Annotated in this window: 23 protein-coding genes and 1 pseudogene; 12 read left to right on the plus strand and 12 right to left on the minus strand. The window is 33.4% G+C overall.

The annotated features are described in order from the left end of the window. Positions 1 to 102: pseudogene (locus EOD40_RS18360) on the plus strand (IS982 family transposase); the annotation flags it as partial. 35 nt (positions 103 to 137) lie between these two features. Here EOD40_RS18360 and EOD40_RS02905 read toward each other — a convergent pair. The 3 genes from EOD40_RS02905 to EOD40_RS02915 form a co-directional block, all read right to left on the minus strand. Then, positions 138 to 794: an aspartate kinase gene (locus EOD40_RS02905; RefSeq protein ID WP_071184243.1), complete on the minus strand. Its 657-nt coding sequence runs from the start codon at positions 792 to 794 to the stop codon at positions 138 to 140. A gap of 119 nt (positions 795 to 913) precedes the next feature. Continuing rightward, the gene (locus EOD40_RS02910) at positions 914 to 1273 is read right to left on the minus strand and encodes a YraN family protein (protein WP_128193415.1); all 360 of its coding nucleotides are present in this window, start codon (positions 1271 to 1273) and stop codon (positions 914 to 916) included. 99 nt (positions 1274 to 1372) lie between these two features. Beyond that, positions 1373 to 2272, minus strand: coding sequence for a S66 peptidase family protein (locus EOD40_RS02915; protein WP_231129570.1), 900 nt, complete (start codon positions 2270 to 2272; stop codon positions 1373 to 1375). 240 nt (positions 2273 to 2512) lie between these two features. Between EOD40_RS02915 and EOD40_RS02920 the strand changes: the two genes are divergently transcribed. The 3 genes from EOD40_RS02920 to amaB all read left to right on the plus strand — a co-directional run bounded on the left by EOD40_RS02920 (position 2513) and on the right by amaB (position 5981). Further along, on the plus strand, positions 2513 to 3613 hold the full coding sequence (locus tag EOD40_RS02920) for an endonuclease/exonuclease/phosphatase family protein (RefSeq protein WP_128193417.1): 1101 nt from the start codon (positions 2513 to 2515) through the stop codon (positions 3611 to 3613). Positions 3614 to 3777: 164 nt separating this feature from the next. Further along, on the plus strand, positions 3778 to 4317 hold the full coding sequence (locus EOD40_RS02925) for a 3-hydroxyanthranilate 3,4-dioxygenase (protein ID WP_128193418.1): 540 nt from the start codon (positions 3778 to 3780) through the stop codon (positions 4315 to 4317). Positions 4318 to 4427: 110 nt separating this feature from the next. Next, entirely contained in the window at positions 4428 to 5981 is a 1554-nt protein-coding gene (amaB, locus tag EOD40_RS02930; RefSeq protein WP_128193419.1) for an L-piperidine-6-carboxylate dehydrogenase, read from the plus strand. 2 nt (positions 5982 to 5983) lie between these two features. Here the strand turns inward: amaB and EOD40_RS02935 are convergent, their stop codons facing one another. The 8 genes from EOD40_RS02935 to EOD40_RS02970 all read right to left on the minus strand — a co-directional run bounded on the left by EOD40_RS02935 (position 5984) and on the right by EOD40_RS02970 (position 14053). After that, positions 5984 to 6349 carry a YegP family protein gene (locus EOD40_RS02935; RefSeq protein ID WP_128193420.1) on the minus strand — a complete coding sequence of 122 codons (366 nt, stop codon included), beginning with the start codon at positions 6347 to 6349 and terminating at the stop codon, positions 5984 to 5986. 37 nt (positions 6350 to 6386) lie between these two features. Continuing rightward, positions 6387 to 7550: a sensor histidine kinase gene (locus EOD40_RS02940; RefSeq protein ID WP_128193421.1), complete on the minus strand. Its 1164-nt coding sequence runs from the start codon at positions 7548 to 7550 to the stop codon at positions 6387 to 6389. Between the two features lie 280 nt (positions 7551 to 7830). Further along, positions 7831 to 8334 carry an outer membrane beta-barrel protein gene (locus tag EOD40_RS02945; RefSeq protein ID WP_128193422.1) on the minus strand — a complete coding sequence of 168 codons (504 nt, stop codon included), beginning with the start codon at positions 8332 to 8334 and terminating at the stop codon, positions 7831 to 7833. A gap of 306 nt (positions 8335 to 8640) precedes the next feature. Beyond that, a complete protein-coding gene (locus tag EOD40_RS02950) occupies positions 8641 to 9291 on the minus strand; it encodes a response regulator (RefSeq protein WP_128193423.1) in 651 nt (216 codons plus the stop codon). Positions 9292 to 9320: 29 nt separating this feature from the next. After that, positions 9321 to 11072, minus strand: a complete 1752-nt coding sequence (locus EOD40_RS02955) for a sensor histidine kinase (protein WP_128193424.1) — start codon at positions 11070 to 11072, stop codon at positions 9321 to 9323. A gap of 482 nt (positions 11073 to 11554) precedes the next feature. Next, on the minus strand, positions 11555 to 12052 hold the full coding sequence (locus tag EOD40_RS02960; RefSeq protein WP_128193425.1) for a DUF6646 family protein: 498 nt from the start codon (positions 12050 to 12052) through the stop codon (positions 11555 to 11557). 24 nt (positions 12053 to 12076) lie between these two features. Then, positions 12077 to 12802 (minus strand): metallophosphoesterase, encoded by a 726-nt coding sequence (locus tag EOD40_RS02965; RefSeq protein WP_128193426.1) that lies wholly within the window; start codon positions 12800 to 12802, stop codon positions 12077 to 12079. A gap of 111 nt (positions 12803 to 12913) precedes the next feature. Beyond that, positions 12914 to 14053, minus strand: a complete 1140-nt coding sequence (locus EOD40_RS02970) for an ATP-binding protein (RefSeq protein WP_128193427.1) — start codon at positions 14051 to 14053, stop codon at positions 12914 to 12916. Positions 14054 to 14156: 103 nt separating this feature from the next. Here EOD40_RS02970 and EOD40_RS02975 point away from each other — a divergent pair, with 103 nt between their 5' ends. Continuing rightward, positions 14157 to 14981, plus strand: a complete 825-nt coding sequence (locus EOD40_RS02975; RefSeq protein WP_128193428.1) for a DUF4382 domain-containing protein — start codon at positions 14157 to 14159, stop codon at positions 14979 to 14981. Positions 14982 to 15066: 85 nt separating this feature from the next. On the opposite strand, the gene EOD40_RS02980 is transcribed toward EOD40_RS02975, so the two are convergent. Next, on the minus strand, positions 15067 to 15819 hold the full coding sequence (locus tag EOD40_RS02980) for an SDR family NAD(P)-dependent oxidoreductase (protein WP_128193429.1): 753 nt from the start codon (positions 15817 to 15819) through the stop codon (positions 15067 to 15069). Positions 15820 to 16209: 390 nt separating this feature from the next. Between EOD40_RS02980 and EOD40_RS02985 the strand changes: the two genes are divergently transcribed. The 7 genes from EOD40_RS02985 to EOD40_RS03015 all read left to right on the plus strand — a co-directional run bounded on the left by EOD40_RS02985 (position 16210) and on the right by EOD40_RS03015 (position 24670). After that, positions 16210 to 17214: an AAA family ATPase gene (locus EOD40_RS02985; RefSeq protein ID WP_128193430.1), complete on the plus strand. Its 1005-nt coding sequence runs from the start codon at positions 16210 to 16212 to the stop codon at positions 17212 to 17214. A gap of 79 nt (positions 17215 to 17293) precedes the next feature. Then, positions 17294 to 18157 (plus strand): DUF58 domain-containing protein, encoded by an 864-nt coding sequence (locus tag EOD40_RS02990; protein ID WP_128193431.1) that lies wholly within the window; start codon positions 17294 to 17296, stop codon positions 18155 to 18157. 58 nt (positions 18158 to 18215) lie between these two features. Then, positions 18216 to 19847, plus strand: a complete 1632-nt coding sequence (locus EOD40_RS02995; RefSeq protein WP_128193432.1) for a phenylalanine--tRNA ligase subunit alpha — start codon at positions 18216 to 18218, stop codon at positions 19845 to 19847. After that, positions 19847 to 20848: a vWA domain-containing protein gene (locus EOD40_RS03000; RefSeq protein ID WP_128193433.1), complete on the plus strand. Its 1002-nt coding sequence runs from the start codon at positions 19847 to 19849 to the stop codon at positions 20846 to 20848. The genes EOD40_RS02995 and EOD40_RS03000 overlap by 1 nt, the downstream gene beginning before the upstream one ends. A gap of 167 nt (positions 20849 to 21015) precedes the next feature. After that, complete coding sequence (locus EOD40_RS03005; protein WP_128193434.1) at positions 21016 to 22050, plus strand: VWA domain-containing protein; 1035 nt, start codon at positions 21016 to 21018, stop codon at positions 22048 to 22050. 38 nt (positions 22051 to 22088) lie between these two features. Further along, positions 22089 to 22868 carry a tetratricopeptide repeat protein gene (locus tag EOD40_RS03010; RefSeq protein ID WP_128193435.1) on the plus strand — a complete coding sequence of 260 codons (780 nt, stop codon included), beginning with the start codon at positions 22089 to 22091 and terminating at the stop codon, positions 22866 to 22868. Between the two features lie 50 nt (positions 22869 to 22918). Continuing rightward, positions 22919 to 24670, plus strand: a complete 1752-nt coding sequence (locus EOD40_RS03015) for a BatD family protein (RefSeq protein WP_128193436.1) — start codon at positions 22919 to 22921, stop codon at positions 24668 to 24670. Positions 24671 to 24681 lie beyond the last annotated feature (11 nt).

Here is a 24681-nt window from a genome sequence, read left to right on the forward strand (position 1 = left end):
AATAATATTTTTTCCGCTCTGATTGCTTACAACTTTGCAGACAAAAAACCGTCTTTGAAAAATAATTTCCTAGACACAAAACAATTAGTACTTTTTCAATAAGTTTATATCGAACTCACGTTATTTATAAAATTCAATTAATTTTTCAAATCTTTGATTACTTTGAAAGCAACATCTACCTGCTCTTCGCTAACCAGAATCGTGAATTCATTTGAAGTAGAAATTACCTCGTTGATGATGATTCCTTCCCAGGCCAAACGTTGGAAAATGAAATAATAAATTCCAGGAATTACAATGTTTTCTTTTGGTAATTTAACCGTTATAGAAGCCAGATTATCTAATTTCTGAATCAATTTTTCGTTAGAAAAATGTTTGTCTACCAGTTTGTTAACGGTATTGCTTACTACGATGTTAATTTCGTTTACTCCTCTTGATGAAGTATAAAAAACATCCGGAAAACCATTGATGTCTGAAATTAACTCAGCTTGTTTGTTTAAAACAGTTTCAGAAACTGCAAAAGTATAATCAGTCAAAGCCGAACGAACGGTAATTTCACCTATGTTTTTGATGACTTTGTTGATTTTGTGATTCAATCTAAAATCCAGTTCTTCTGTTAATCGCTTTAAAGACATTACAACAGCTCCCTGTTTTACTTCTTTTCCAAATTCACTCTCTAATTCCGACATGATGTTTCTGGATAAAGAGGTTAAATTGATGATCCCAAGTGACAAAGCATTTAATAAAAATGGTTTTGTTTTGATGTAATTTTCGACAATTGAAGAAACAGTTTTCATAATCAAATAGGTGTTTTTACTTAGTTTTTTGCGTCGATTTACTTAGTTAAATCGTTAAAAATATGGGCAAATATAATTAAAAAAACAATTTGTTACAAAAATAACATAAAAAATTATCGTTAAAAGTGATAAAAAGCATCTGTAAGGTGTTCAATTACAAAAGATTTCTCCTTTTTTTGTATGGCAATGATGTCAAAACGGACATTGATATCAAGGTCTTTTTCGACTACGTAGTTATCTACGGCTTTCGTAAGTAGTTTTATTTTTTTCGTTTTTACAAAGTCCTGAGGCAGACCAAATTCAATCGAAGAACGGGTTTTTACTTCGATAATAGCAAGTGTATCTTCTTTTTGGGCAATGATGTCCACTTCGGCTTTTTGAAAAGTCCAATTGGTTTCTAAAATAGTGTAGCCGTTCTTTTGTAAAAAATCAACAGCCAATTCTTCTCCCAGTTTTCCTAATTCGTTGTGTTCGGCCATTAGAAATAGTGTTCAGTGTTCAGTAGTCTAGTATTCAGCGGCTAGGTTGTTATTGAAATTGATTTTTGCCATTGCTATTACCATTGCCATTGAAATCGATTAATCTTCAAATTTCAATGTGCTTTTTTCCGGAGTAACTTCCATAGATACTGTGCTTCCTAAAATTAAAGCTCTATTGTCCTGAATGTGTCCTGCCGGGAAATTATAAATAACAGGAACATGGTATTTTTTAGTCACATCTTCAATGATTTCAACCGCATTTTTCCCCCAGGGAATTTCGTTGTCTTTCATCTTGGTCATCGAACCTACAATAATTCCTTTAATGCTTTCCAGACAGCCGTTGCGTTTTAAGTTCATCATCATACGGTCGATATGATACAAATATTCGTCTAAATCTTCTATAAACAAGATTTTGTCATGACAGTCAATCGCTGATGGGGAGCCAAACAAACTATATAGAATAGATAAATTTCCGCCTACGAGTTCGCCAGTTGCACTACCCATGCGGTTCATTGGGTCAGAAGGAATTTCGTAATTTAAAGGTTCTTCAAATAAAGCTTGTCTTAAAGTTTCGATGGCTTCCGGAGTTGCTCTTGGAGCCGTAACTGGCATGATGCCATGAATGGTTTTATAGCCTAAGGTATTAAGATGATTGTGCAAAACGGTAATGTCGCTAAAGCCTACAATCCATTTTGGGTTTTGTTTGAATTTGGTAAAATCCAATGTGTCAATGATACGTACCGTTCCATAACCGCCTTTTACACACCAAATGGCTTTTATGTTTGGGTTGTCCAGTTGCGCTTGAAAATCGGCAGTTCTTTCTTCGTCAGTTCCTGCCAGTTGATTGTTGTCTAGCCCAATACTTTTGCCAAGAACCACTTCAAGTCCCCAGCTATGCATTAAATCAATAGCGGGTTGCAGGTGGTTATCGGTATATTTTCTGGCGGTGGCTACAATGGCAATGGTGTCTCCTTTTTGTAAAGCGGCTGGTGTAATCATGTGTTGTTGGGCTTGACTATTGAAAGTTTGAAAAATAGAAATCAGGAATAGGAATATGCTAAACGTTCGGTTTATAAATAAAAATCGAGAAGTAGGCATGTTAGTGTTTTTCCTGGGTAAATAAAATTTGAAAATGCCTTTGTGAGACATCAAAACAAAGATAACCAAATTCAAAAAAAAACTACAGATTGTTCTCTAAAATGAACTAAATTTACTAAAGTCCTTTAAATCTGGTGAGTTATGAGAATGCTAAGATTGATTGTAGTGCTTGCTTTTTTGTTTTTGTTTCGAATTGGATTTTCGCAGCAAAAAAGCTATCGGATTCATACATTGGCATTTTATAATTTCGAAAATCTTTTTGACACCATCAATAATCCTGATACCAATGATGATGAGTGGACACCGAAAGGAACACAACGTTGGACTTCCAAAAAATACCATCAAAAATTAGAAAATCTCGCCCGGGTTGTACTCGAAATAGGTACGGCTGAAAATGCCAATTCGCCCACTTTTATAGCTTGTTCCGAAATAGAAAATCGGGGCGTACTGGAAGATTTAGTACAACAACCTAAAATGGCAATGCAGGATTATGGAATTATCCATTTTGATTCACCCGATAAAAGAGGAATAGACGTGGCCTTGTTGTTTCAAAAGAAATATTTCAAACCGACTTCTTACGCTAATATTCCGCTTTATATCTATCAAAATAAAACTCAAAATCAAGAGACGGCCTCAACTTCAGAAGAACAGGATGATGAGGTCGTAAATACTTTTGAAAATAGGGTTTTTACGCGTGATCAACTTTTGGTTACCGGTTTTTTAGATGGCGAAGAAATAAATATTATTGTTAATCACTGGCCATCGCGTGCTGGAGGGGAGAAAAAATCAAGTCAGTTTCGGGAAGCGGCGGGAATTTTGAATCGGAAAATAATCGATTCTTTGCAAAAAATAAATCCCGATGCGAAGGTAATTACACTGGGTGATTTAAACGATAGTCCTTTTAATAACAGCATCAAAAAAGCCCTTGATGCCAAGTCTCAAAAACAGGAAGTTCCTGAATTTGGAATCTACAATCCTTTTGAAGAAATGGCTAAGAAGGGTTTGGGAACTATTGCGTTTCGGGATTCCTGGGATATTTTCGACCAAATTATGGTCACTAAATCCCTGATTAAAAATGATTTTTCGACTTATCAATATTGGAAAGCCGGGATTTTCAATAAGAGTTATTTGATTCAGAGTTCGGGGCAGTATAAAGGCTACCCTAAACGACATTCGGCTACCGAAGTGGGTTTTAGCGATCATTTTCCCGTTTATATTTATTTGATTAAAGAGACTAAATGAGGTTTTTTAGCTTGTTACACAAAGATTCGCAAAGAAAACGCTAAGTTCCGCTAAGATTTTTTTCAATCTGTTTCTTTGTGTGTCTCTGCGGTTTTCTTAGTGAATCTTCGCGAAACTAAAATTCTTTTTTTTCGTACCTTAGCTTTTCTTAAAAACAACTCAAAATGGCAATTTCAAGACCTTTTAACCTTACCAAATGGATTGATGAAAATCGTCAATTGCTAAAACCACCTGTTGGCAACAAGAATTTATATGTGGATTCAGGTGATTATATTGTAATGATTGTAGCGGGTCCAAATGCCCGAAAAGATTTTCATTACAACGAAACCGAAGAGTTATTCTATCAACTGGAAGGTTCAATCCAGATTATCACTCAGGAAGATGGCGAGCGTCATGTGTTGGAACTCAATGCCGGCGATATGTACCTGCATCCGGCTACGATTCCACATTCTCCTGTTCGTTCCGAAGGTTCCATCGGTTTGGTTATCGAGAGAAAAAGAGCCAAACAAGGTTTTGTAGACGGTTTGTTGTGGTATTGCGACAACTGCAATCACAAGTTGCACGAAGTTTATTTTGAACTTAACGATATTGAAAAAGATTTCTTGCCCCATTTTGAGAATTTTTACAATTCAGAAAAACTACGAAGCTGTGAAAAATGTGGAACTGTTATGGAAGCAGATCCTAGATTTACAGCCAAAAAATAATTTTTTTCAGGAGCCATTCCCGTTATCCGCTATATCTTTTATCTCGTTTTAAGAACAAGATAAAAGGATGCCGCTACTACCGGGGCTAAAACACAAACGCACTAATTACCATGACAACAATAGCAACACAATTTGGAATAAAAGCCGCTTTAATCCAATTAGGAATCCATGATGTAAACGAAGGAACATCAACAGGAATGAACTCTTTTTCTACAGGAGCAATCCTGGAAAGTTATTCGCCTGTGGATGGTCAATTGATTGCAAAAGTAAAAACCACTTCAGCAGCCGATTACGAAAAAGTAATGCAAGCCGCCACCGAAGCTTTCCAGTCTTTTAGATTAATTCCAGCGCCTCAGCGTGGAGAAATCGTTCGTCAGTTTGGAGAAAAATTACGTCAGAATAAAGAAGCCTTAGGCAAATTGGTTTCTTACGAAATGGGCAAATCATTGCAGGAAGGCTATGGCGAGGTTCAGGAAATGATTGATATTTGCGATTTTGCCGTTGGACTTTCCCGACAATTACACGGCTTGACTATGCACTCTGAAAGACCCAATCACCGAATGTATGAACAATACCATTCTTTAGGTGTGGTCGGAATTATTTCAGCATTTAATTTCCCGGTTGCCGTTTGGTCCTGGAATGCTGCGCTGGCTTTAGTTTGTGGTGATGTTTGTGTTTGGAAACCATCGGAGAAAACGCCACTTTGCGGAATTGCCTGTCAAAATATTTTGGCGCAGGTTTTACAAGAAAATAAATTACCGGAAGGAATTTCGTGTTTAATAAACGGCGATTATAAATTAGGAGAATTATTGACTAAAGATTCCCGAGTTCCGTTAATTTCTGCTACAGGTTCTACTCGGATGGGAAAAATTGTGGCGCAAACCGTTGCTGCCCGTTTAGGGAAATCTTTATTGGAATTAGGTGGAAACAATGCCATTATTGTCACTCTTGATGCCGATATTAAAATGACGATTATTGGAGCTGTTTTTGGCGCAGTAGGAACAGCCGGACAACGTTGTACTTCGACCCGTCGTTTAATTATTCACGAAAGTGCGTATGACAAAGTAAAAAGTGCTTTGGTTGCTGCTTACCAACAATTGCGTATTGGAAATCCATTGGACGAAAAAAACCATGTTGGTCCGTTAATCGATACCGATGCTGTCGAAAAATACAATAAAGCCTTAGAAAAAGCAGTTTCCGAAGGAGCTAAAATTCTGGTAAATGGAGCTGTGCTTTCGGGTGATGGATACGAAAGTGGCTGTTATGTCCAGCCTGCTATTGTTGAAGCCGAAAATTCATTTGAAATTGTCCAATGCGAAACTTTTGCTCCTATTTTGTATTTGTTAAAATACTCAGGAACAGTTGAAAATGCTATCGCTATTCAAAACAGCGTGACACAGGGATTGTCATCGGCGATTATGACCACCAATTTGCGTGAAGCAGAATTGTTCTTATCAGTTTCAGGTTCTGATTGCGGAATTGCGAATGTTAATATTGGAACTTCCGGAGCCGAAATTGGCGGTGCTTTTGGTGGTGAAAAAGAAACCGGCGGCGGTCGGGAATCGGGTTCAGATGCATGGAAAGTCTATATGCGAAGACAAACCAATACCATTAACTACGGTAGTACTTTGCCTTTGGCACAAGGAATAAAATTTGATTTATAAAATTAAATCACAGTTTTTAGAGCTGTTTTTATTGATTTTTTTGAATGATCTTCGATAGGAGCATCGGTTGATGTGGTTTTAACAAATTGAATCGCATCTTCACGTGCAGCTTTATCTTCATATATTTTACTGATACCTAAAATTTGTCCGTTAGAGGATTTTAGGTTAAAATAGCATTCGTTCTTTGGAGTTCTTTTTCGAAAAAATTTGGAATCATCTTGAGCATTTCGTCTTATAGATTCTATTACAGTAATGCACATGGCTTTGTTTTTATAGCCTGATTTACTAAAGATTATTTGTCCTGATTTATCTATAAAGTCATATTTGAATTCGCTATTTGTGTTTTTGCTAATTACAAATTTTTCCATTTTGAGTTAATTATTTTGTTTTGGTTATTAATTTTAGTTAATCATTAAAAATAATTTTGAAAGTAGTTCCTTCATTCACTTTGCTTTCTACATTAATTTGTCCTTTCATGGATTCAATTTGATTTTTTGTGATATATAAACCAATCCCATTTGCGTTTTCATGTTTATGAAATGTTTTATACATACCAAATAATAAATTACCATGTTTTTCTAAATCGATTCCTAAGCCATTATCATTAATAGTTAAGACCTTTTTTTGGTTTTCTATGAAAAAATCAAATGTTATGACTGGAAACCGATTGGGATGAGCATATTTTACAGCATTTGTGCTAAAATTTAACAAAACGCTTTCCAGATAAGCCGAGTTAAAATTAATAATAGAACCTTTTGGAACCTTGTTAATGATAGTGACTTTGTTTTCTAAACCGTAGTTGTTGATTAACTTGCGGGTTTTTTCTAAGTAACTATTCAAATCCAAAGGTTCTTTAATAACATTCAAGTTGTTTTGGATATTAATTATTTGTGATAAATGAGCAATTGTCTCATTCAAATCATTCGAAACGGTTCGTAAATGATTTAGATATTCTTTTCTCAGTTGAACATTTTTCTCAGTTTCAATCAAGTCCAGAAGCTGTTTGATGTTTCCTGAATGCGTATTTAAATTATGAGAAGTGATATGAGTAAAATTTAACAAACGGTTATTGTGCTCGCTATATAATTTTATGGTTTGGATTAATTTTAATTCTTTTTTATTAGTCGTTATTATTTTTGGTTCTAAATTATTGGGGAATAATTCTTTGTTTACAATAGGGGTTGTTTTAAAGAAAGTTACATAAAAAGCGGTGCAGCCTTTAGCATCTAATTTTGTCTTTATATAAGCTTTAAATTCATATAATCCTTTTTTAGGGAGTAGACATCTAAATTCAATTTCGGCTTTTTCTTCAGTTTTTTTGAGCTGTATAAATAGTCGAAGTACTTTAATTCTATCCTCTTTATAAATCCTACTGTAAAATAAAGGTAGAATAGTATTTGAGATAAGATTATCTGGTAATTCAAATGCTTTGTATATTGATAATTTACGAAAATGATTGTCAGAGGATATTTTAAATATGAACATTTCTTCTGATAAATCTTTAAACAATTTTTCCTGAAAATCATTTGAATTTTTAGAATCATAGCTATTGTGAAAATGTGATCTCATAATATTATTAGTTTTAGAAAATCAAGAAACAATCCGTTTTTAAAATGAGATATTTCAGTCATCGATAGATTAGCGTTTTTCGTAATTTATTTTTTTAAATATTTTAATGACGATTGTCTAAAAGAAAAGATAGTAACCAACGAACTTTTAGAATATAATTGGCTTTTTTAGTCTGCATTTTTTGATAGATTGTTTCTGAGTTTTATAAGTTTATAATGTTTTGAGTGTAAACTAGGATGGTGTATTTTAGTTAAAAGAATTGGATGTTTGTTTTTGAAAATTAGATTTTATAGGTAATTCCAATTTTTCCACCACTGGTTGCATTTCCGCCACCTAATTCTAAATTGATACCTAATTTATCATTGAAAAAATATCGTCCTCCAATTTGAGCACCAAGACCAATGTCTGAAGCATCATTAGTTTTGTAAGCGTCATTTTCATAATTCCAGATGTAATAATTGAGACCAAGTCCAGCATAAAAATCCCATTTATTTGGAATTTCTAATACACGGTTAAAATGATAATTACCATTGATGCCAATTCCAGTTACTGAAGATTTATACTTAGAATTTCCAAAATTTTCGCTTTTTGAGCGATAGGATAATTCTCCTCCTAAAGTAATATCTTCATGGATGCCATAATCGAGACCTACATAAACAGGTGTTCCCCATCCTGAGGTTCCTAAACCTGCATTTAATTGGATGTGTCCTTTTGTTAATCTTCCTTGCGCTAAGGAGCTAAGAGTAATGAAACTAAATGTTAATAATAGAATGTTTTTTTTCATGATTTTATACTTTTTGATTTTACTTTATAGTTCAAACTTCAACTGTTTTCATAGAATGAATTAATATAATCACATTAGGTTAATACATTTTTGAGGTCACAATTAATCAGTTATTTGAACTGGTTTACTTTGATATTGCAAATATAATTGCAGTAAAATCAATGCTTTGTAGCGGATTTAGTAATGATAAGTAGAATTATTTCTACAAGGAGTCAAAAAAAAATAGTTATCAAATATTGATAACTATTTTGGATTTTTTTAAATGGACATTGAGATTTTAATAGGATAGAAAAACGAAATTATATGTTATTTTTCATCGTCATTGTACAGTCGAAAAAGTTCGATGAGAGCTGCTAAATTGTCGATTTCTAATTTTTCAAAAATTCTGTTTTTAAAAGTGCTAACCGTTGTTTTTTTGATATTTAAAAGGTCAGATATTTCTAAGTTACCATGACCTTTAATTAACATTCTGGCTACTTCTAATTCTCTATTGGACAATTGTTCAATAGGATTAATAGGCGATTTAGAGATATAAGAATCCAGGATTCTATCTTTAACATTTTGGGTTATGTGTTTGCCGGATAAAATCATGTTTGTTAATGCTTGTTTCATTTCTTCTTCTGAACTGCCTTTGCTTAAATAACCAGAAGCACCAGAGTTTAAATAGCGTAAAGCATAAATGTCTTCATTATATGCGGTAAAAATTAGAATTTTAATTTCAGGCTGGATATTTTTAATATCTTTAATAATATTGATGCTATTTCCTTCAGGGAAATTAATGTCTAAAATCAATAAATCAATCTTAGTCTCGTTTAAAAATTTAAAAGTATCTTTAAAATTTCCAGATTTGTAGATTTTAGGATTTAAAAACAATTCATTGATAATCATAGAAATTCCTTGTCTCACAATACTATGGTCATCTGAAATTAAAAAGGTATAGTTGTTTAATAATTTCATCCTTATAATAAATTAGAAATATTTGTATTTTAAACTTTACTCAATATTAAATTGAATTTTACGGTTGTTCCTTTACCTTCTTCACTTTGAATATTGATTTTTCCATCAAACAATTGAACTATTTCTTTACATAGGTTTAATCCCAGACCAACACCTAAATCATTGACTTTCCTGGAAACAATTCCTTGGTAGTATGATTCGAAAATGTTTTCCAAATCATTAGGGTTAATTCCTATTCCATCATCGTTTACTTCAATCTGGAGATCCATTTCATAATGTGAAATGTCCTGGATATTAATGGTTACAATTATATTGCCATTTTCGGTAAACTTGTTTGCATTTCCAATTATATTATAGAATAATTGGTGGATTTTGGTTACATCAGTGTATACTTCACAATCAGAATCGAGATTAGAAAGGATCTTTATTTTGTTCCCTTTAACTTCGGCTAGAGAGGACATGGACGAAATGATTTGGTATATTTCGGTTTTTAGATAAAGATTTCTATTTTTTAGGTTTAACTTTTTATTTTCATCTTTAGAATATTCTAAAATTTGATTTGATAAAAGAAGTAATGAATTTGTTGTAAATTCTATAGATTTAAAAGTGTCTTTTAGTTCTTTTTCTTTAATTAAAGAACGCACTTTTCTACTGTACATTGATATGATATTTAGGGGTGATCGTATCTCGTGACTAATCATTCCCATTATTCGATTTTTAAAAATTAAACTCTGACGAATTTGATTTTGAGCAGCTATTAATCTTTTCTCGTATTCAAAGGTTAAGTGCGTAAAGCTGAGTAGAATAATGGATACAATGAACATGATTGTAATCAAGAATATTATAGAATAACTTCTAACTATTTTATTTGATTTGTATTGATTAACTATATTGTTTTCATTGTCTGTTTGAAGTAAATCAGCAGAACTTTTATAGTCAGAAATGACGTTTTGACTTATTTTCAATAATTCATTGTTGAGTGCAATCAATTGAGAATCTTTATCTCTTAAGTCTAAAAATGATTTCTTTAAATTGAGAAATTCATTTTGGTAATAGTTGTTAGTTTTATGAAAAACAGTTTTTAATTGGTCTTCAATACTTCCCGAAATTACCCTGTCTTTATATTTCATGGTCACAACTGTGTTTAGTTGTTCTTTTTGAACATTAAGTCTTCCGGCAAAGGCATCTCCAAGTCTGGCTAGTAATCCTTTTCGGGAAACACTGTCAACTTTAATGTAAGAATCTGTTTTGACGCTGTCTAGTATTTTTTTAGATTCAAATTTTGTGAATTTAAAAAGCTTAGAAGTTTCATCATGACTTTTGTTTATTTGGCTATTGATAATGGAATCAATGGTGGATTTTAAAATTGAAATTTCAGCTTGGGTTTGGTCTTTTTTTAAAATTATTTTTTTGTAAGCTAGCTTTCCATTGGTAAGAAAATGCAAACTGTCTAATAAATGACTAATGTCGTTTAATGAGGAAGAATATTTTTTGAATGAAATTTCATTTCTATTATTGAGATAATTGTTGAAATGCTCTTGTGATTGAATTAAAGAAGTTTTTGCAAGATCAGCATAGTTGATTATCTTCTTTGAAGATGAAATTTCTTCAAGAGCATTTGATAATTTAGTTTCGTTTTTGGTTTCATTATACCAAATGACAATAGCTGTAATTTGTAATAAAATCACACTAGTTAGCAAGGTATAATGAATTATTTTTCTATGCTCAAATTTTAATTTTTTTAAAAAGAAAGCACGGGATAGGGAAGATATTTTAATCAAAACTTATTGAATATTAAAAAATTAATTAAGGAAATAGCGGCAACTTTTTTAACGTTAATTATAAAATATATAGCATATATTTTATTTTTTAAAAATCAAATAGGCACAGTTATCCATCAAAAATGAATTGATGTTTTAGAAAATGAATAATTTATTTAATTGTTTTATTCAGTAGCGAATTATTGTCAATAATATTGTTTAGTACATGATTTGAAATCATATATTAAAACAAAATAGCCATATTAAATAACAAATAAGAAAGTGTTAAAATAGATTTGGGGAAATCTTTTGAATGACTAACTTCTAATAAACATCCTTTTGTTTAGTGCAAAATTAGTGATGTTCATTACAAGCCATGTAAAGTATTTTTTAAACTCGTGTAGAATTAATTCTACACGAGTTTTTTAAGAAGTTTACTAGTTTAAGTTTAATTAAGAAAATTTAATTTGTAAAAAAACATTGTATTGTAATTATTGATGATTTTATAAATTAAATGAAGCACCAATATTAAACACAAACTGATTGTTTAGTCTTTCAAAACCAGTTGCTTCTGGTTTGTATTTGGCAATAGGAAAGCCTATTTCGCTAACCACTCCAAAACCTTCGGTAAAGAAATAACGAAGACCTAAATGCGCTCCAAAATTTCTCAAGCCTAAATCCAGTCCAGGGTAAATATCTACCTTCTCGTCTATCTTAAAAACGTTTCCCAGATTAGCGTTAAAACGGGCTTTAACGTCTACTCTGTCTCCAAAATCGGGTTTGTTGTCCATTTCGTCTCGGCTTACAGATAATAAGTAGGAACCAACAATTCCGATAGAAATATTTTCTCCTAATCCATAATCGTTAGAAAAACGAATTCCAGAACCTCCGTTTTGAATGTTAGCGGCAATGTCAAATTTGATATCTCCTTTTCCTTTAAAGGCTTGTGCGTTAATTAGGCTTGCAAAACTTAATAATAGTAGGCTAAATGTTTTTTTCATGATAATTTTTTTATACAAATGTAATTAATTTCTTCCTTTTTCCTCGAAATATAAGTTGTTCAATGGTTCGCTTTGCCAGAATTCTTTTGTGTCAATATCCATTATGGTTAGTGGTCCTTTGAAAGCAGCCCCCGTATCAATATTCCAAATACAGGCTTTGTTTACTGGAACGGTTTCCCCAATTCTAGAAACTGGAGTGTGGCCTATGTAAATTTCATTATATAAGGTAAATCTTTTTGGGTATAATAAATCGGTAGAATCCATGTTTTTATCCAGAGCTAAAGCTGTTTCCCATAAGGTTCTGTCCCAATAGAATAATCTTGGAAAATATTCAAAATTAACTCCGTTCATATTGGTAAAACCTGCGTGAATAAATAAGCGCTGTTGGTCGTCGAGATAGTAATCTTGTAAGGATTGTAAAAACTCAATGTGAATTTGTTTGGTTTGGTTGCTCACTTTTTCATAAGCTATAACTGTTGCTTCGCCACCGTGATTGTACCATAAAAGATTGTCGGTGCTGTCTTTTAACCAATGAAGTAATAATTCGTCATGATTTCCTCTAATGAAAACACAATCGTTCTTAGTATTTAGTTTTATTAAATAATCGAGTACTTGTGGCGATTGGCTCCAACCATCAACATAATCGCCTAGAAAGATTAGCTTGTCTTGTTTGCTAACCTGGGCTCTTTCCATGATTTGGTGCAAGGCGCGTAAACCACCATGAATATCTCCTATTACTAATGTTCTCATTTCTTAAAAGCTACTTTTTATAGGGTAATATAATAAAAATAGCTAAAAGAGACAGAAAAAGAAACAGCTTTCTCTTTTTTTTGTTTTTTACAATGTGTAAATAGGATGTAATTATTGCACATCGTATTTCATTTTTCTCAATACCCTCATGGCTTCTTTAAAAGATAAATAAACGGGAGGAAAGGGCTTTAGGTAGGTTTTGGCGTCAATCAATTTTCTTTTGGCATCTTCAAAGCCGTTGAGATAGCAAATCATAAAGGTAGAAGGCAGATTTTCGAGGTCTTTTTGTTCTCTGGGAGTCAGCTGAATTCCTTTTTTTAATTTGCTTACCAATGCTTCATTATTATTATAAATATGGAAAAGCATTTTTTTGTTGAAAGCAGGAGGTTCAAATAACATCTTACTTTCGATTTTGTAATACCCATTTTCGAAAAAATAAATGGTTTGTTGTTCAAGGGGATAATAACTGGTTTTGTCATTCAAACCCAGCGGAACATATTCGATAATGGTAAAAGTGTCTTCGTTAAATGAAATAGTAACAACGTCCTGATCAGAATAAAATAGTTTAATATGTTCATTAATTAGTTCAATATCTACACGGGATAGAAAAGTTTTGTCCCGTACCGTTTTAGGAATTCCAGCCCAGCAAATGATAAACAATTCTTTGAAAACCTTGTATTTTGGCGCCATGTCTTTGTGCCTGAAATTCATGAAATCAAAAACGCCGTCTAAGGTGTATTTGATATTGTTGCGTGAATTGTTTTCCAGATCAATTACGGTCTCTGTATTCAGGTAGTTTTTTTCTATTTTGTCTTCGGTAGGCGTTGTATTGCTTCCGCGTCGTATAAAAACACTCTGGGCAGGAATGGTATAAATCCCTTTTTTGAAAGCCGAAATTTTATTCTTTGGTTTAATGGTTACCAGACCAATAACCTTGTCTTTAGGAAGGTTTGGAAAAGGAACATTCTCGTATTGGATTTTAGGCGGGTTTTCTAGGTAAGCGTTGATTAAATTTTGAATATGACTGTCGTCAAAGAAATCGACACCTATAATTTCATTGTCCTGATCTTCGACCCCAACAACAATATAGGAATTATTGGCCGGATTAGAATTAGACAAAGCGCAAATGTGTTTTAAGAACTTTGCTTTACCCTCTTTAGTATGCAAATTCAGTTGACGCTTTTTGTCGTAAAAACTATTCTCGTCGTTGTGAGCCAATAAATTCTTTATTAGTAGACGCTTGTTAATCATGTGTTAAATTGGCATAGATTTTTTATAAAAAAATACTAATCCGTAACTTTAAACGTTAATACTAGATGTAATTAAATGTAATTAATTTAAATAACGGAAAGATATGAAAAAGATTAAATTTTATGTGTTAAGTTTTAGTTTAATAGCATTTATATGTTTATCGTTAGTTGGGTGTAATTCAAATGATGATTCGGAACAAACATCGAGACTTTCGTTTCGTATGACTGATGCTCCGGGAGATTATGATGCTGTTTATATTGATGTACAGGATGTTTTAATAAAGTCTGGTACAGATGAAAATGATGAAGGCTGGGTTAGTATAGGAAATGTAGCCCCTAAAGTTTATAATTTATTGGATTTGACGGGTGGGGTAAACGTCTTGTTAGCTGACGAAATAGTTCCTTCAGGTTTTTTAGGTCAAGTTCGATTGGTTTTGGGAGATGATAATGCTGTTGTTAAAGATGGTGTAACTTATCCCTTAAAAACGCCAAGTGCTCAACAATCAGGGTTGAAATTAAATATTAACCAAACCTTAGTTGGAGGAGTGGCCTATGAATTTTTATTGGATTTTGATGTAGAACATTCAATTGTAGTTCAGGCGGGTAGTTCAGGAAATTATAATTTGCACCCGGTAATCAGAGTTTCAACGATGGCTACTTCAGGAGTGATTAAAGGAAGAATAAGCCCTGTTTTGGAAGGTTTCCAAGTATTAGCATCAGTTCAGGTAGGAACTACTACTGTTTCTGCTTATGCAGATGAATTTGGTGTTTTTCAACTTAACGGAATTCCTGCCGGAACTTATGATGTTAAATTAACTCCACAAGTAGGTTCGGGAAAAGCCGAAAAGACTATTACGGGAGTAGTAGTGGTTAATGGAGAAATAAAGGATATAGGTAGTGTCACTTTAGATGCTATACCAATACCATAGTTTAGATAGAAAAATTAAAAAACAACAAAAAAAACAGCTGAATTAAGCTGTTTTTTTGTTTGTGAAAATTGGTTTCAAACCCAAATCAGTCCTTTTTTACTATTGAAAATGAAGCTTGAGCCGTACACATGACTACAAGATCGGCAATGTTTACATGATAAGGTCTTGAAACTACAAAATGAATAATATCGGCAATATCTTCGGCTTTTAAGGGAGTGAATCCTTTATAAACATTAGTTGCTCTTTCGGTATCGCCTTTAAAACGCACCTGACTAAACTCGGTTTCAACCATACCGGGATGAATAGCTCCCACTTTAATCCCGTGTGGGTTTAAGTCAATACGCATACTTTGATTGATGGCATCCACAGCGTGTTTTGTGGCGCAATAGACGTTTCCATTGGCATAAACTTCCTTGGCTGCAGTCGAACCAATATTGATAATGTGTCCTGATTTTTGAGCAATCATTTTTGGAATTATTACTTTAGAAACATATAAAAGTCCTTTTAGATTAATGTCAATCATGGCATCCCAATCGTCCATATTTCCGTCTTGGATGGGTTCAAATCCATGTGCGTTTCCGGCATTATTAATAAGAATATCAATTTTAGAAAAAGACTCGGGCAAAGAATTAATTTTTTCTAAAACGGTTTTCTTATCTCTAACATCAAATTGAAGAATGTGAATATTGGTAAATTGACTCAGTTCTTTTTCGAGTTCGTCCAATCGATCCTGACGTCTTCCGCAAAGAATAAGGTTGTAATTATTTTGAGCTAAAAGTTGGGCAGTTGCCTTTCCAATTCCGCTGGTGGCACCTGTTATTAATGCTGTTTTATTCATGTTTTTTATCTGTTGAAATATCTAATCTTAAAATGAGCTGAAATTTTTTGTGAATCGAAGTAAAAGCAAATGGAACAGAGTTGTTTCTTTTTTTAGGTTAATTCAAAATAGACTTTTGCTTCTAAAATGATGTGATTTATAATACGTTTATTAGCTGTTAATTAGACGCTTCTTTTAGGCTTCTTTTTTTAGAACAAAAACGATCTGTCATGCTTTTGAAAGTATAATTCTTAAAGTTCTTAAAATTATGGAAATTGTATCATAATTCGTCCTTAAAATTGTAGTATTGGTAGAAGTTTTAACCATTTTTTAACATCTTACCTTTAAAAAAAAATTCAATTTGCACTCTCAAAACTAAGGCATTAAATTCAAGGTATTAAAAATAATTTTATGGAAGAGAATACAGCGACTTTAGACATTAGAGCAATCAACGAAAAGATAGAAAGAGAGAGTGCTTTTATAGACCTTCTGACTATGGAAATGAACAAGGTGATTGTGGGTCAAAAGCACATGGTTGAACGATTATTGATTGGATTATTAGGACAAGGACATATTTTGCTGGAAGGTGTTCCGGGATTAGCTAAAACTTTAGCGATTAATACGCTTTCTAAAGCGGTTCATGGTTCTTTTAGCCGTATCCAGTTTACACCGGATTTATTACCTGCCGATGTTGTAGGAACAATGATTTACAACATTAAGCAAAATGAATTCTCAATAAAAAAAGGACCTATTTTTGCTAATTTCGTCCTGGCCGATGAGATTAACCGTGCGCCAGCTAAGGTACAATCGGCATTGTTAGAGGCTATGCAGGAAAAACAGGTTACTATTGGCGATACTACTTTTAAATTAGAAAAACCTTTCCTGGTTTTAGCTACGCAAAATCCAATCGAACAAGAAGGAACGTATCAGCTTCCGGAAGCTCAGGTTGACCGTTTCATGTTGAAAACAGTAATTGATTATCCTAAAATGGATGAGGAGCGATTGGTAATTCGTCAAAACTTAAATGGAAGCTACGAGAAAGTAAATCAGGTAGTTTCTATTGAGCAAATTTTACGTGCGCAGGAAGCAGTGCGTGAAGTGTATATGGACGAAAAAATCGAGAAATACATCCTTGATATTATTTTTGCTACCCGTTACCCTGAGAAATACAAATTGGCTGATTTGAAACCATTAATCAGTTTTGGCTCTTCGCCACGTGGAAGTATCAATTTAGCTAATGCGGCTAAATGTTATGCTTTTATCAAACGCCGTGGATATGTAATTCCTGAGGATGTTCGTGCTGTGGTTCATGATGTATTGCGTCATAGAATTGGTGTTACTTATGAAGCAGAAGCTGAGAATATTACTTCTGTTGATATCATCAATAAAATTATAAACGAAGTAGAGGTACCTTAAAAAGATTTTAGATTTTAGATTACTGATTTTAGATTTTAGATCTGAAATCAGCAATCGTTAATCAACAATCAACAAGCGAATGGATACAAAAGAGCTTTTAAAAAAAGTACGAAAAATAGAAATCAAAACCCGAAGATTGAGTGATCACATCTTCTCAGGGGAATATCATACTTCTTTCAAAGGGCGTGGAATGACTTTTAGTGAAGTACGCCAATACCAATATGGAGACGATATTCGAAATATTGATTGGAACGTTACTGCTCGTTACAATGAAGCCCACGTAAAAGTTTTTGAAGAAGAACGAGAGTTAACCATGATGTTAATGGTTGATATTTCGGGATCGGAAAGTTTTGGTTCTAAAAACCAATTTAAAAAAGACATCGTCACAGAAATTGCTGCAACGATGGCTTTTTCGGCTACACAAAACAATGATAAGATTGGCTTGATTTTGTTTTCGGACCAAATCGAATTGTATATTCCACCAAAGAAAGGAAGGTCTCACGTTTTGCGTATCATTCGGGAATTGATAGAATTTGAACCAAAAAGCCATAAAACCGATATTGCTCAGGCATTGAAATTCTTATCGAGTACTCAGAAAAAGAAAGCCATTGTTTTTATGATTTCTGATTTTATGTCGGATGATTACGAGCAAACTTTGAAAATTGCGGCTAAAAAACACGATGTAACTGGAATTAGGGTGTATGATATTCGTGAAGAGAAAATGCCAAATCTCGGAATGGTTCCCATGCTCGACGCCGAAACAGGGGAGATACAATTGATTGATACAGGTTCAAAAGCAGTGCGAATGAATTATGAAAAATACTATCATGAGCAATTAAATTATTTCAAAGAAACTTTCAGTAAATCAGGTTCTGGTATAGTAAATACCAGAGTTGACGAGAGTTATGTAACTAAGTTATTAGGTTATTTTAAATCGAGATAAGAATCCATACCCAGCCTCCCCAAAGGGAAGGAGTTGAAAAACAAATGTTTCAATAAACATGAAAAAATTAATATTCTTCTTATTACTACTGATTTCTACCACCATTTTTGCGCAACAAAAAAGAGTAGAAACAAGTATCGATACTACAAAAAATAAAATTGGTGCCGAGTTTAAATTAACCTTAAAAACATCGGTAGATAATTTGTCTAAGGTTGTTTTTCCAAATTTAAAAAATATCGGTGAACTCGAAGTTATTCAATCGTATCCTATTGATACCGTCAAAAATAATGACCGTTATGAGTTAATTAAAAAATACGGATTAACACAATTTGATTCGGGACGCTATGTGATTCCGAGTATCAAGGTACTTATCAATAACAAAGCTTATCAAACGGATGCTATTGCTGTTGAGGTCGCTAATGTTAAGGTGGATACTTTGCAACAAAAAATGTATGATATTAAGGATATCCAAGCCGCTAATGATTCTATTGGCAACTGGTGGAAATACCTTTTAGGATTACTTGTAATTCTTGGAATTGGTGCAGGAGTGTATTGGTTTCTTAAAAACAGACAAAAGAAAAAAATAGAGGAAGAAGTTTATAAAACACCTATAGAAAAAGCCACAAGTTTATTGAATAACTTAGAAAAGAAAGAACTTTGGCAAAAAGGAGAAATAAAAGAATATTATAGTGAATTGACTGATATTGCTCGAAACTATATCGAAGAAGCAATAGAAATCCCGGCTATGGAAAGCACTACTTCAGAATTGATTGCCGGATTAAGAGAGGCTTCGGTTAAGAAGAAAATGACAGTTTCTCAGGAAATTATTGGAAATCTGGAAAGAGTTTTAAAACAAGCCGATTTGGTAAAATTTGCCAAATCAAAACCGCTGGAATATGAAATAACTGATGATAGAAATAAAATCCAGAAAGCGATTTTAACCTTAGATAGTTCGATTCCTGTAGAAGTTCCGGTTGAAGAGGATATTTTGTTGAATGAAGCGCAAAGACAAAAACAAATTGCAATTCAATTAAAGAAGAAAAAAAAGCAACGTATCATTACTGCGGTTGCAACTGTTATCTTCTTAGTAATGGCAACAACCATTTTCCTAATGGTTACCAAAGGATTTGATTATGTAAAAGACAATATCATCGGGCATCCATCAAAGGAATTATTGGAAGGCGAATGGGTAAAAAGTGAATACGGAAATCCAGCCGTAAAAATTGAAACTCCTAAAGTGCTTAAGAGAATTGATTTGACAAAATCGTTGCCAAAAGAAGGTTTGGCATTGATTAAAGAAATGCAGTCTTTTGCTTATGGTAGTCTGATTGATAATTTTTATCTGATGGTTTCAACTTTTAAATACAAGCAGGAAACTCAAATTGATTTGAAGAAATCGATGGAAGTTTCATTGCAAACCATGGAATCTCAAGGAGCACAAAATATGATTGTGAAACAGGAGGATTATGAAACCAAAGAAGGGATTACAGGATTAAAATCATACGGGACTTTTTCAAGAATAAATCCAACAACTAATGATAAAGAAAGAATGTATTATGAAGTATTGTTGTTTAGCCAAGAAGGAGGATTACAACAAATTTTAATTCTACATCAGGAAGGAGATAAGTATGCAAATGAAATTTCAGAACGAGTTTTAAGCTCAGTTGAATTAAAACAAGAAGGTAGATAATGGCAAAAATAACTTTTTTAAATCCAGAGTTTTTTTGGTTGTTTCTTTTGATTCCGCTAGCCATCATTTGGTTGGTTTTAAAGAGAAACCAGCAATCGGCGACTTTAAAAGTAAGTTCTATTAAAGGTTTTAAGTCGTCCAATTCTTTATTGGCAAGGTTAAAACCCTATTTGAATGTCCTTCGATTACTGGCTTTAAGTTCTTTAATTGTAGCTATGGCAAGACCTAGAACGGTTGATATTAGCAATAAAACAAAAACAACCAAAGGAATTGATATAGTCATGGCGGTGGACGTTTCGGGAAGTATGCTTGCCAAAGATTTGAAGCCAAACCGTATGGAAGCTCTGAAAAGAGTAGCGACTGATTTTGTTGAGCAAAGACCTAATGACAGAATTGGACTGGTGGTTTATGCTTCAGAAGCTTATACTAAAACACCGGTAACCAGCGATAAAGCGGTAGTAGAGCAAGCCATCCAAAGCATAAAATACGATAATGTTTTGCAGGATGGAACTGGAATTGGAATGGGATTGGCAACAGCCGTAAACCGTTTAAAAGACAGTAAGGCTAAGAGTAAAGTAATTATTTTATTGACTGACGGGGTGAATAACGCAGGTTTTATCGAACCTGAAACCGCTGCTGATATCGCAAAACAGTATGGGATAAAAGTATATACCATCGGAATTGGAACTAATGGAATGGCTGAGTTTCCTTATGCAATTGGTCCAAATGGAGAGTTTTTGTTCCAAATGATGAAAGTAGAAATCGATGAGCGATTGATGAAAAGTATTGCCCAGAAAACAGACGGGAAATATTTTAGAGCCACCAGCAATGATAAATTGGCTGAGATTTATGCCGAAATCAATAAACTGGAAACTACTGAAATAGAAGAGTTGAAATTTTATGATTATGACGAAAAATACAGGGCTTTTGTATGGTTAGCCGGATTTTTAGTTTTAGTCGAAGTAGGATTGAGAAATACGGTTTATAGAAGTTTTATTTAGGTTCAAATACGAAGTTCACAAAGAATTCACAAAGGACACAAAGTTTTAAAAACTATAAGTTTTTTGAAAATAGAATTGTTAGTTAGTGATAAATGGAACTTTATAAAGAGAGATTAATTATAGTGTACTTTGCAATAAAACTTAGTGCCTTTTGTGGTTAAAGAAATATGGAATTAGACGAAAAAAAATATTTATACTTACTTTTTATACTACCCATTGTAGTGTTGCTTTTCCTGTTAACCATGTATTGGAAAAGGAAAAAACAACAGGAATTTGGTGATTTAGAAATAATAAAAAGGTTAAGTCCGGAGCGTTCTGTTTTTAAACCGGTTTTCAAATTGGTTGTTCTTTTATTGGCATTGCTAGGGCTGATTATTGGATTAGTAAATCCTAAAATTGGAACAAAATTAGAAACGGTTAAAAGAGAAGGAATCGATATTGTTTTTGCAATGGACGTTTCTAAAAGTATGCTTGCCGAAGATGTAGCGCCAAACAGATTAGAAAAAAGTAAACAGCTTGTTTCGCAAATTATCAATCAATTAGGAAGTGACCGAATAGGGATTGTTGCTTATGCGGGCAGTGCTTTTCCGGTTTTGCCTATTACTACTGATTATAGTGTAGCCAAGATGTTCCTGCAAAGTATGAATACCGATATCGTTTCTTCACAAGGAACATCATTGGATGAAGCCATAAAATTATCGGGAACTTATTTTGATGATAAAAGCAAAACCTCTAAGTTGTTGATTCTGATTTCTGATGGAGAAGACCATTCAGAAGGAGCACAGGAAGCGGCTGAAGAAGCCAATAAACTGGGAATGCGTATTATTACTGTGGGAATTGGAACCGAAAAAGGAGGGACTATTCCGCTTAAAGTAAATGGTGTAGTACAAGGTTATAAAAGAGACCGCAATGACGAAGTGGTTATTACAAAGCTAAATCAAGCTAGTTTAGAGGCAATTGCAAAAGCTACAAAAGGAGGTTATGTAAGTGGAAATAATACAAAAGAAGTATTAGAATACATTAAAAAAACATTAGATAATATTCAGAAAACAGAATTCGAATCGACTCAAATGGCCGACTTCCAATCGCAATTTCAATGGTTTTTAGGATTTGCCTTTGTGCTTTTATTCCTGGATTTATTCCTTTTAGAAAAAAAGACTAATTGGGTGAAGAAGTTAAACTTATTTAATGAAGAAAAATAAATGTCAGTTCCTTTGGGGAAGAACATAAAGAAATGAAAATGAAGAATTTTATAAAATACGGATTTACTTTTTTTGCACTCCTGTTCCTAGGATTGGGATGGGTTTTTGCACAGGAAAAAGATAAAACTTTACCTAAAGCAAATGAGGAGTATAGCCAAAGCAAATATTCAGATGCAGAAGCCGATTATAGAATATCGAATTCAAAATTCCCAAATCGTTCCGTTTCCCCATACAATCTAGGGAATGCTATCTATAAGCAAAATCAGGCATCTGAGGCGAAATATGCTTATGCAAAAGCCTTGAAAAATGCTAAATCCAGAATTCAAAAACACAAAGCCTTTCATAATTTAGGAAATGTGTTTATGAAAGAGAAAGATTACACTCAGGCGGTAGAAGCTTATAAAAATGCTTTGAGGAACAACCCTACCGATGAGGAAACCCGATACAATTTTGCATTAGCAAAAAAGATGCTAAAAGAAAATCCACCAAAAGATAATAAGGATAAGAAAGATAAAAATAAAGATAAAAATAAAGACAAAGACAAAGACAAGAACAAGGATAAGAAGGATCAGGACAAGAAAGACGGCGACAAAGACAAGGATAAAAAGGACAATAAAAAAGATGGCGATCAAAATAAGAAAGACGGAAAAGATAAGCAAGATCCAAATCAGCAGCCTAAACCACAGCCTGGAGGAATCTCTAAAGACCGTTTAGAAAATCTTTTGGATGCTGTTAATAATGAAGAGAAGAAAATTCAAGATAAGGTAAACGCTAAAAAAGTAAAAGGAAGACCTGTTCAAACAGAAAAAGACTGGTAGTACCGGTTACAAATTGTATTCAAAATAAAAGAATAAGGATTGCATAAAAAATGAAAAGATATTTAGTATTCATACTGTTAAGTTTTCAAGGACTTTGGGCTCAGGTACAATTTGAAACCAAAGTAAGCAAGAACACACTTGGTCTCAACGAAAGACTTCGTGTTGATTTTGTAATGAATATTGATGGAGATAATTTTAGTGAACCCTCTTTTGAAGGTTTTAGGGTTATAGCCGGACCAAGCCAGCAGGTAAGTCAGTCGTGGATTAACGGAAGGAGTTCATTTGAGAAAATATATTCGTACTATTTGATACCTAATCATAAGGGAAGTTTAGTTATCAAGCAGGCTACAATAGAATACAACGGCCAGGTTTATAAAACTGCTCCTGTGAGGGTGAATGTTACCAATGCTATTGAGCAGCCTAAAGATCCTAATGATATCAGTGTTTCGGTAGATAACAATTTGTATTTAGTTGCTGATATTTCGAAAACGAATCCTTACGTGAACGAGCCTATTACGGTAGTTTATAAGTTGTATTTCAGTTATAATATCGGAATTACCAATTTTAGAGAATTGGGTAAACCTAAGTACAATGATTTTTGGAGTCAAAACATTGATGTAAAACAATTAGTTCCCGAAGAAGGCATGTTTAAGGGGGAGAAATTCCGTTATGTTGTGTTGAAAAAAACGGTTTTATATCCTCAAAAATCAGGAAAGCTGACAATTGAACCACTTTCGTTAGATATTGATGTACAGTTGCCTACCAATCGTAGAAATATGTTTGGACAAATGCTGATAAAAGAAGACAGCAAGAGAGTTTCTGCCGGTGCCAAAACCATAGCTGTAAAAGCATTGCCAGAAGCCGGAAAGCCTGCTGATTTTTCGGGAGCTGTAGGACATTTTGATTTTAGGGTAACTCCAAGCAAAACCGAACTTAAAAACGGAGAAAGTCTGGATTTAGTGGTAAGTGTAGCCGGGAAAGGGAATTTGAAATTATTTACTTTGCCAAAACCGGTAGTGCCAAATGCTTTAGAAATGTATGATGCGGTTCATAACGAACAAGTAAATACGCCGCTTTCGGGAATGGCCGGAAAAATATCCGATAGTTATACCATTATTCCACAATACAAAGGAGAATATCCTATAAAACCATTGCAGTTCTCTTATTTTGATTTGAATTCGGGTAGCTACAAAACAATTAGTTCTAAGGAAATAATTGTAAAAGTACTTGACGGACCAATGCCTACTAATGCTATAGCATCTAATTCGGGAGTTCAAAAAAATCAGGTGGTTGCTAATGAGCAATTCAAATATGTCAAGTTGGAAACAGCGCTTGAGCCTATTGTACAGAATGATTTCTTTGGGTCTAAATTATTCTATAGTTTATTGTTGATTCCTTTTGGATTATTACCAATAATTGTATTGGCTAAGAAGAAAAAAGAAGCTATTGACGGCGATGTTGTTGGAAACCGAATCAAGAGAAACAACCGTTTGGCTAAGAAATATTTATCGGAAGCGAAAAAGCAAATCAATAACAAAGAGCCATTTTATGTGGCGCTTGAAAAAGCCATGCACAATTTCCTGAAGGCTAAATTGCATATTGAAACCTCAGAAATGAGTAAGGACAACATCAAAGAGATTTTATTGTCTAAAAATGCTAATCCGGAGGCTGTAAATGAGTTTATTGCACTTACCGAAAATTGTGAGATTGCAAGATACGCACCTTCATCAAGTGCAACTATTCAGAAAGATTATGAAAAAGCAGTAAGCATCATTTCTGATTTAGAAAAACAGCTTTCTTAAACTCTTAAACA

It is taken from the genome of Flavobacterium sufflavum (genome assembly GCF_004016525.1).
GTDB lineage: Bacteria > Bacteroidota > Bacteroidia > Flavobacteriales > Flavobacteriaceae > Flavobacterium > Flavobacterium sufflavum.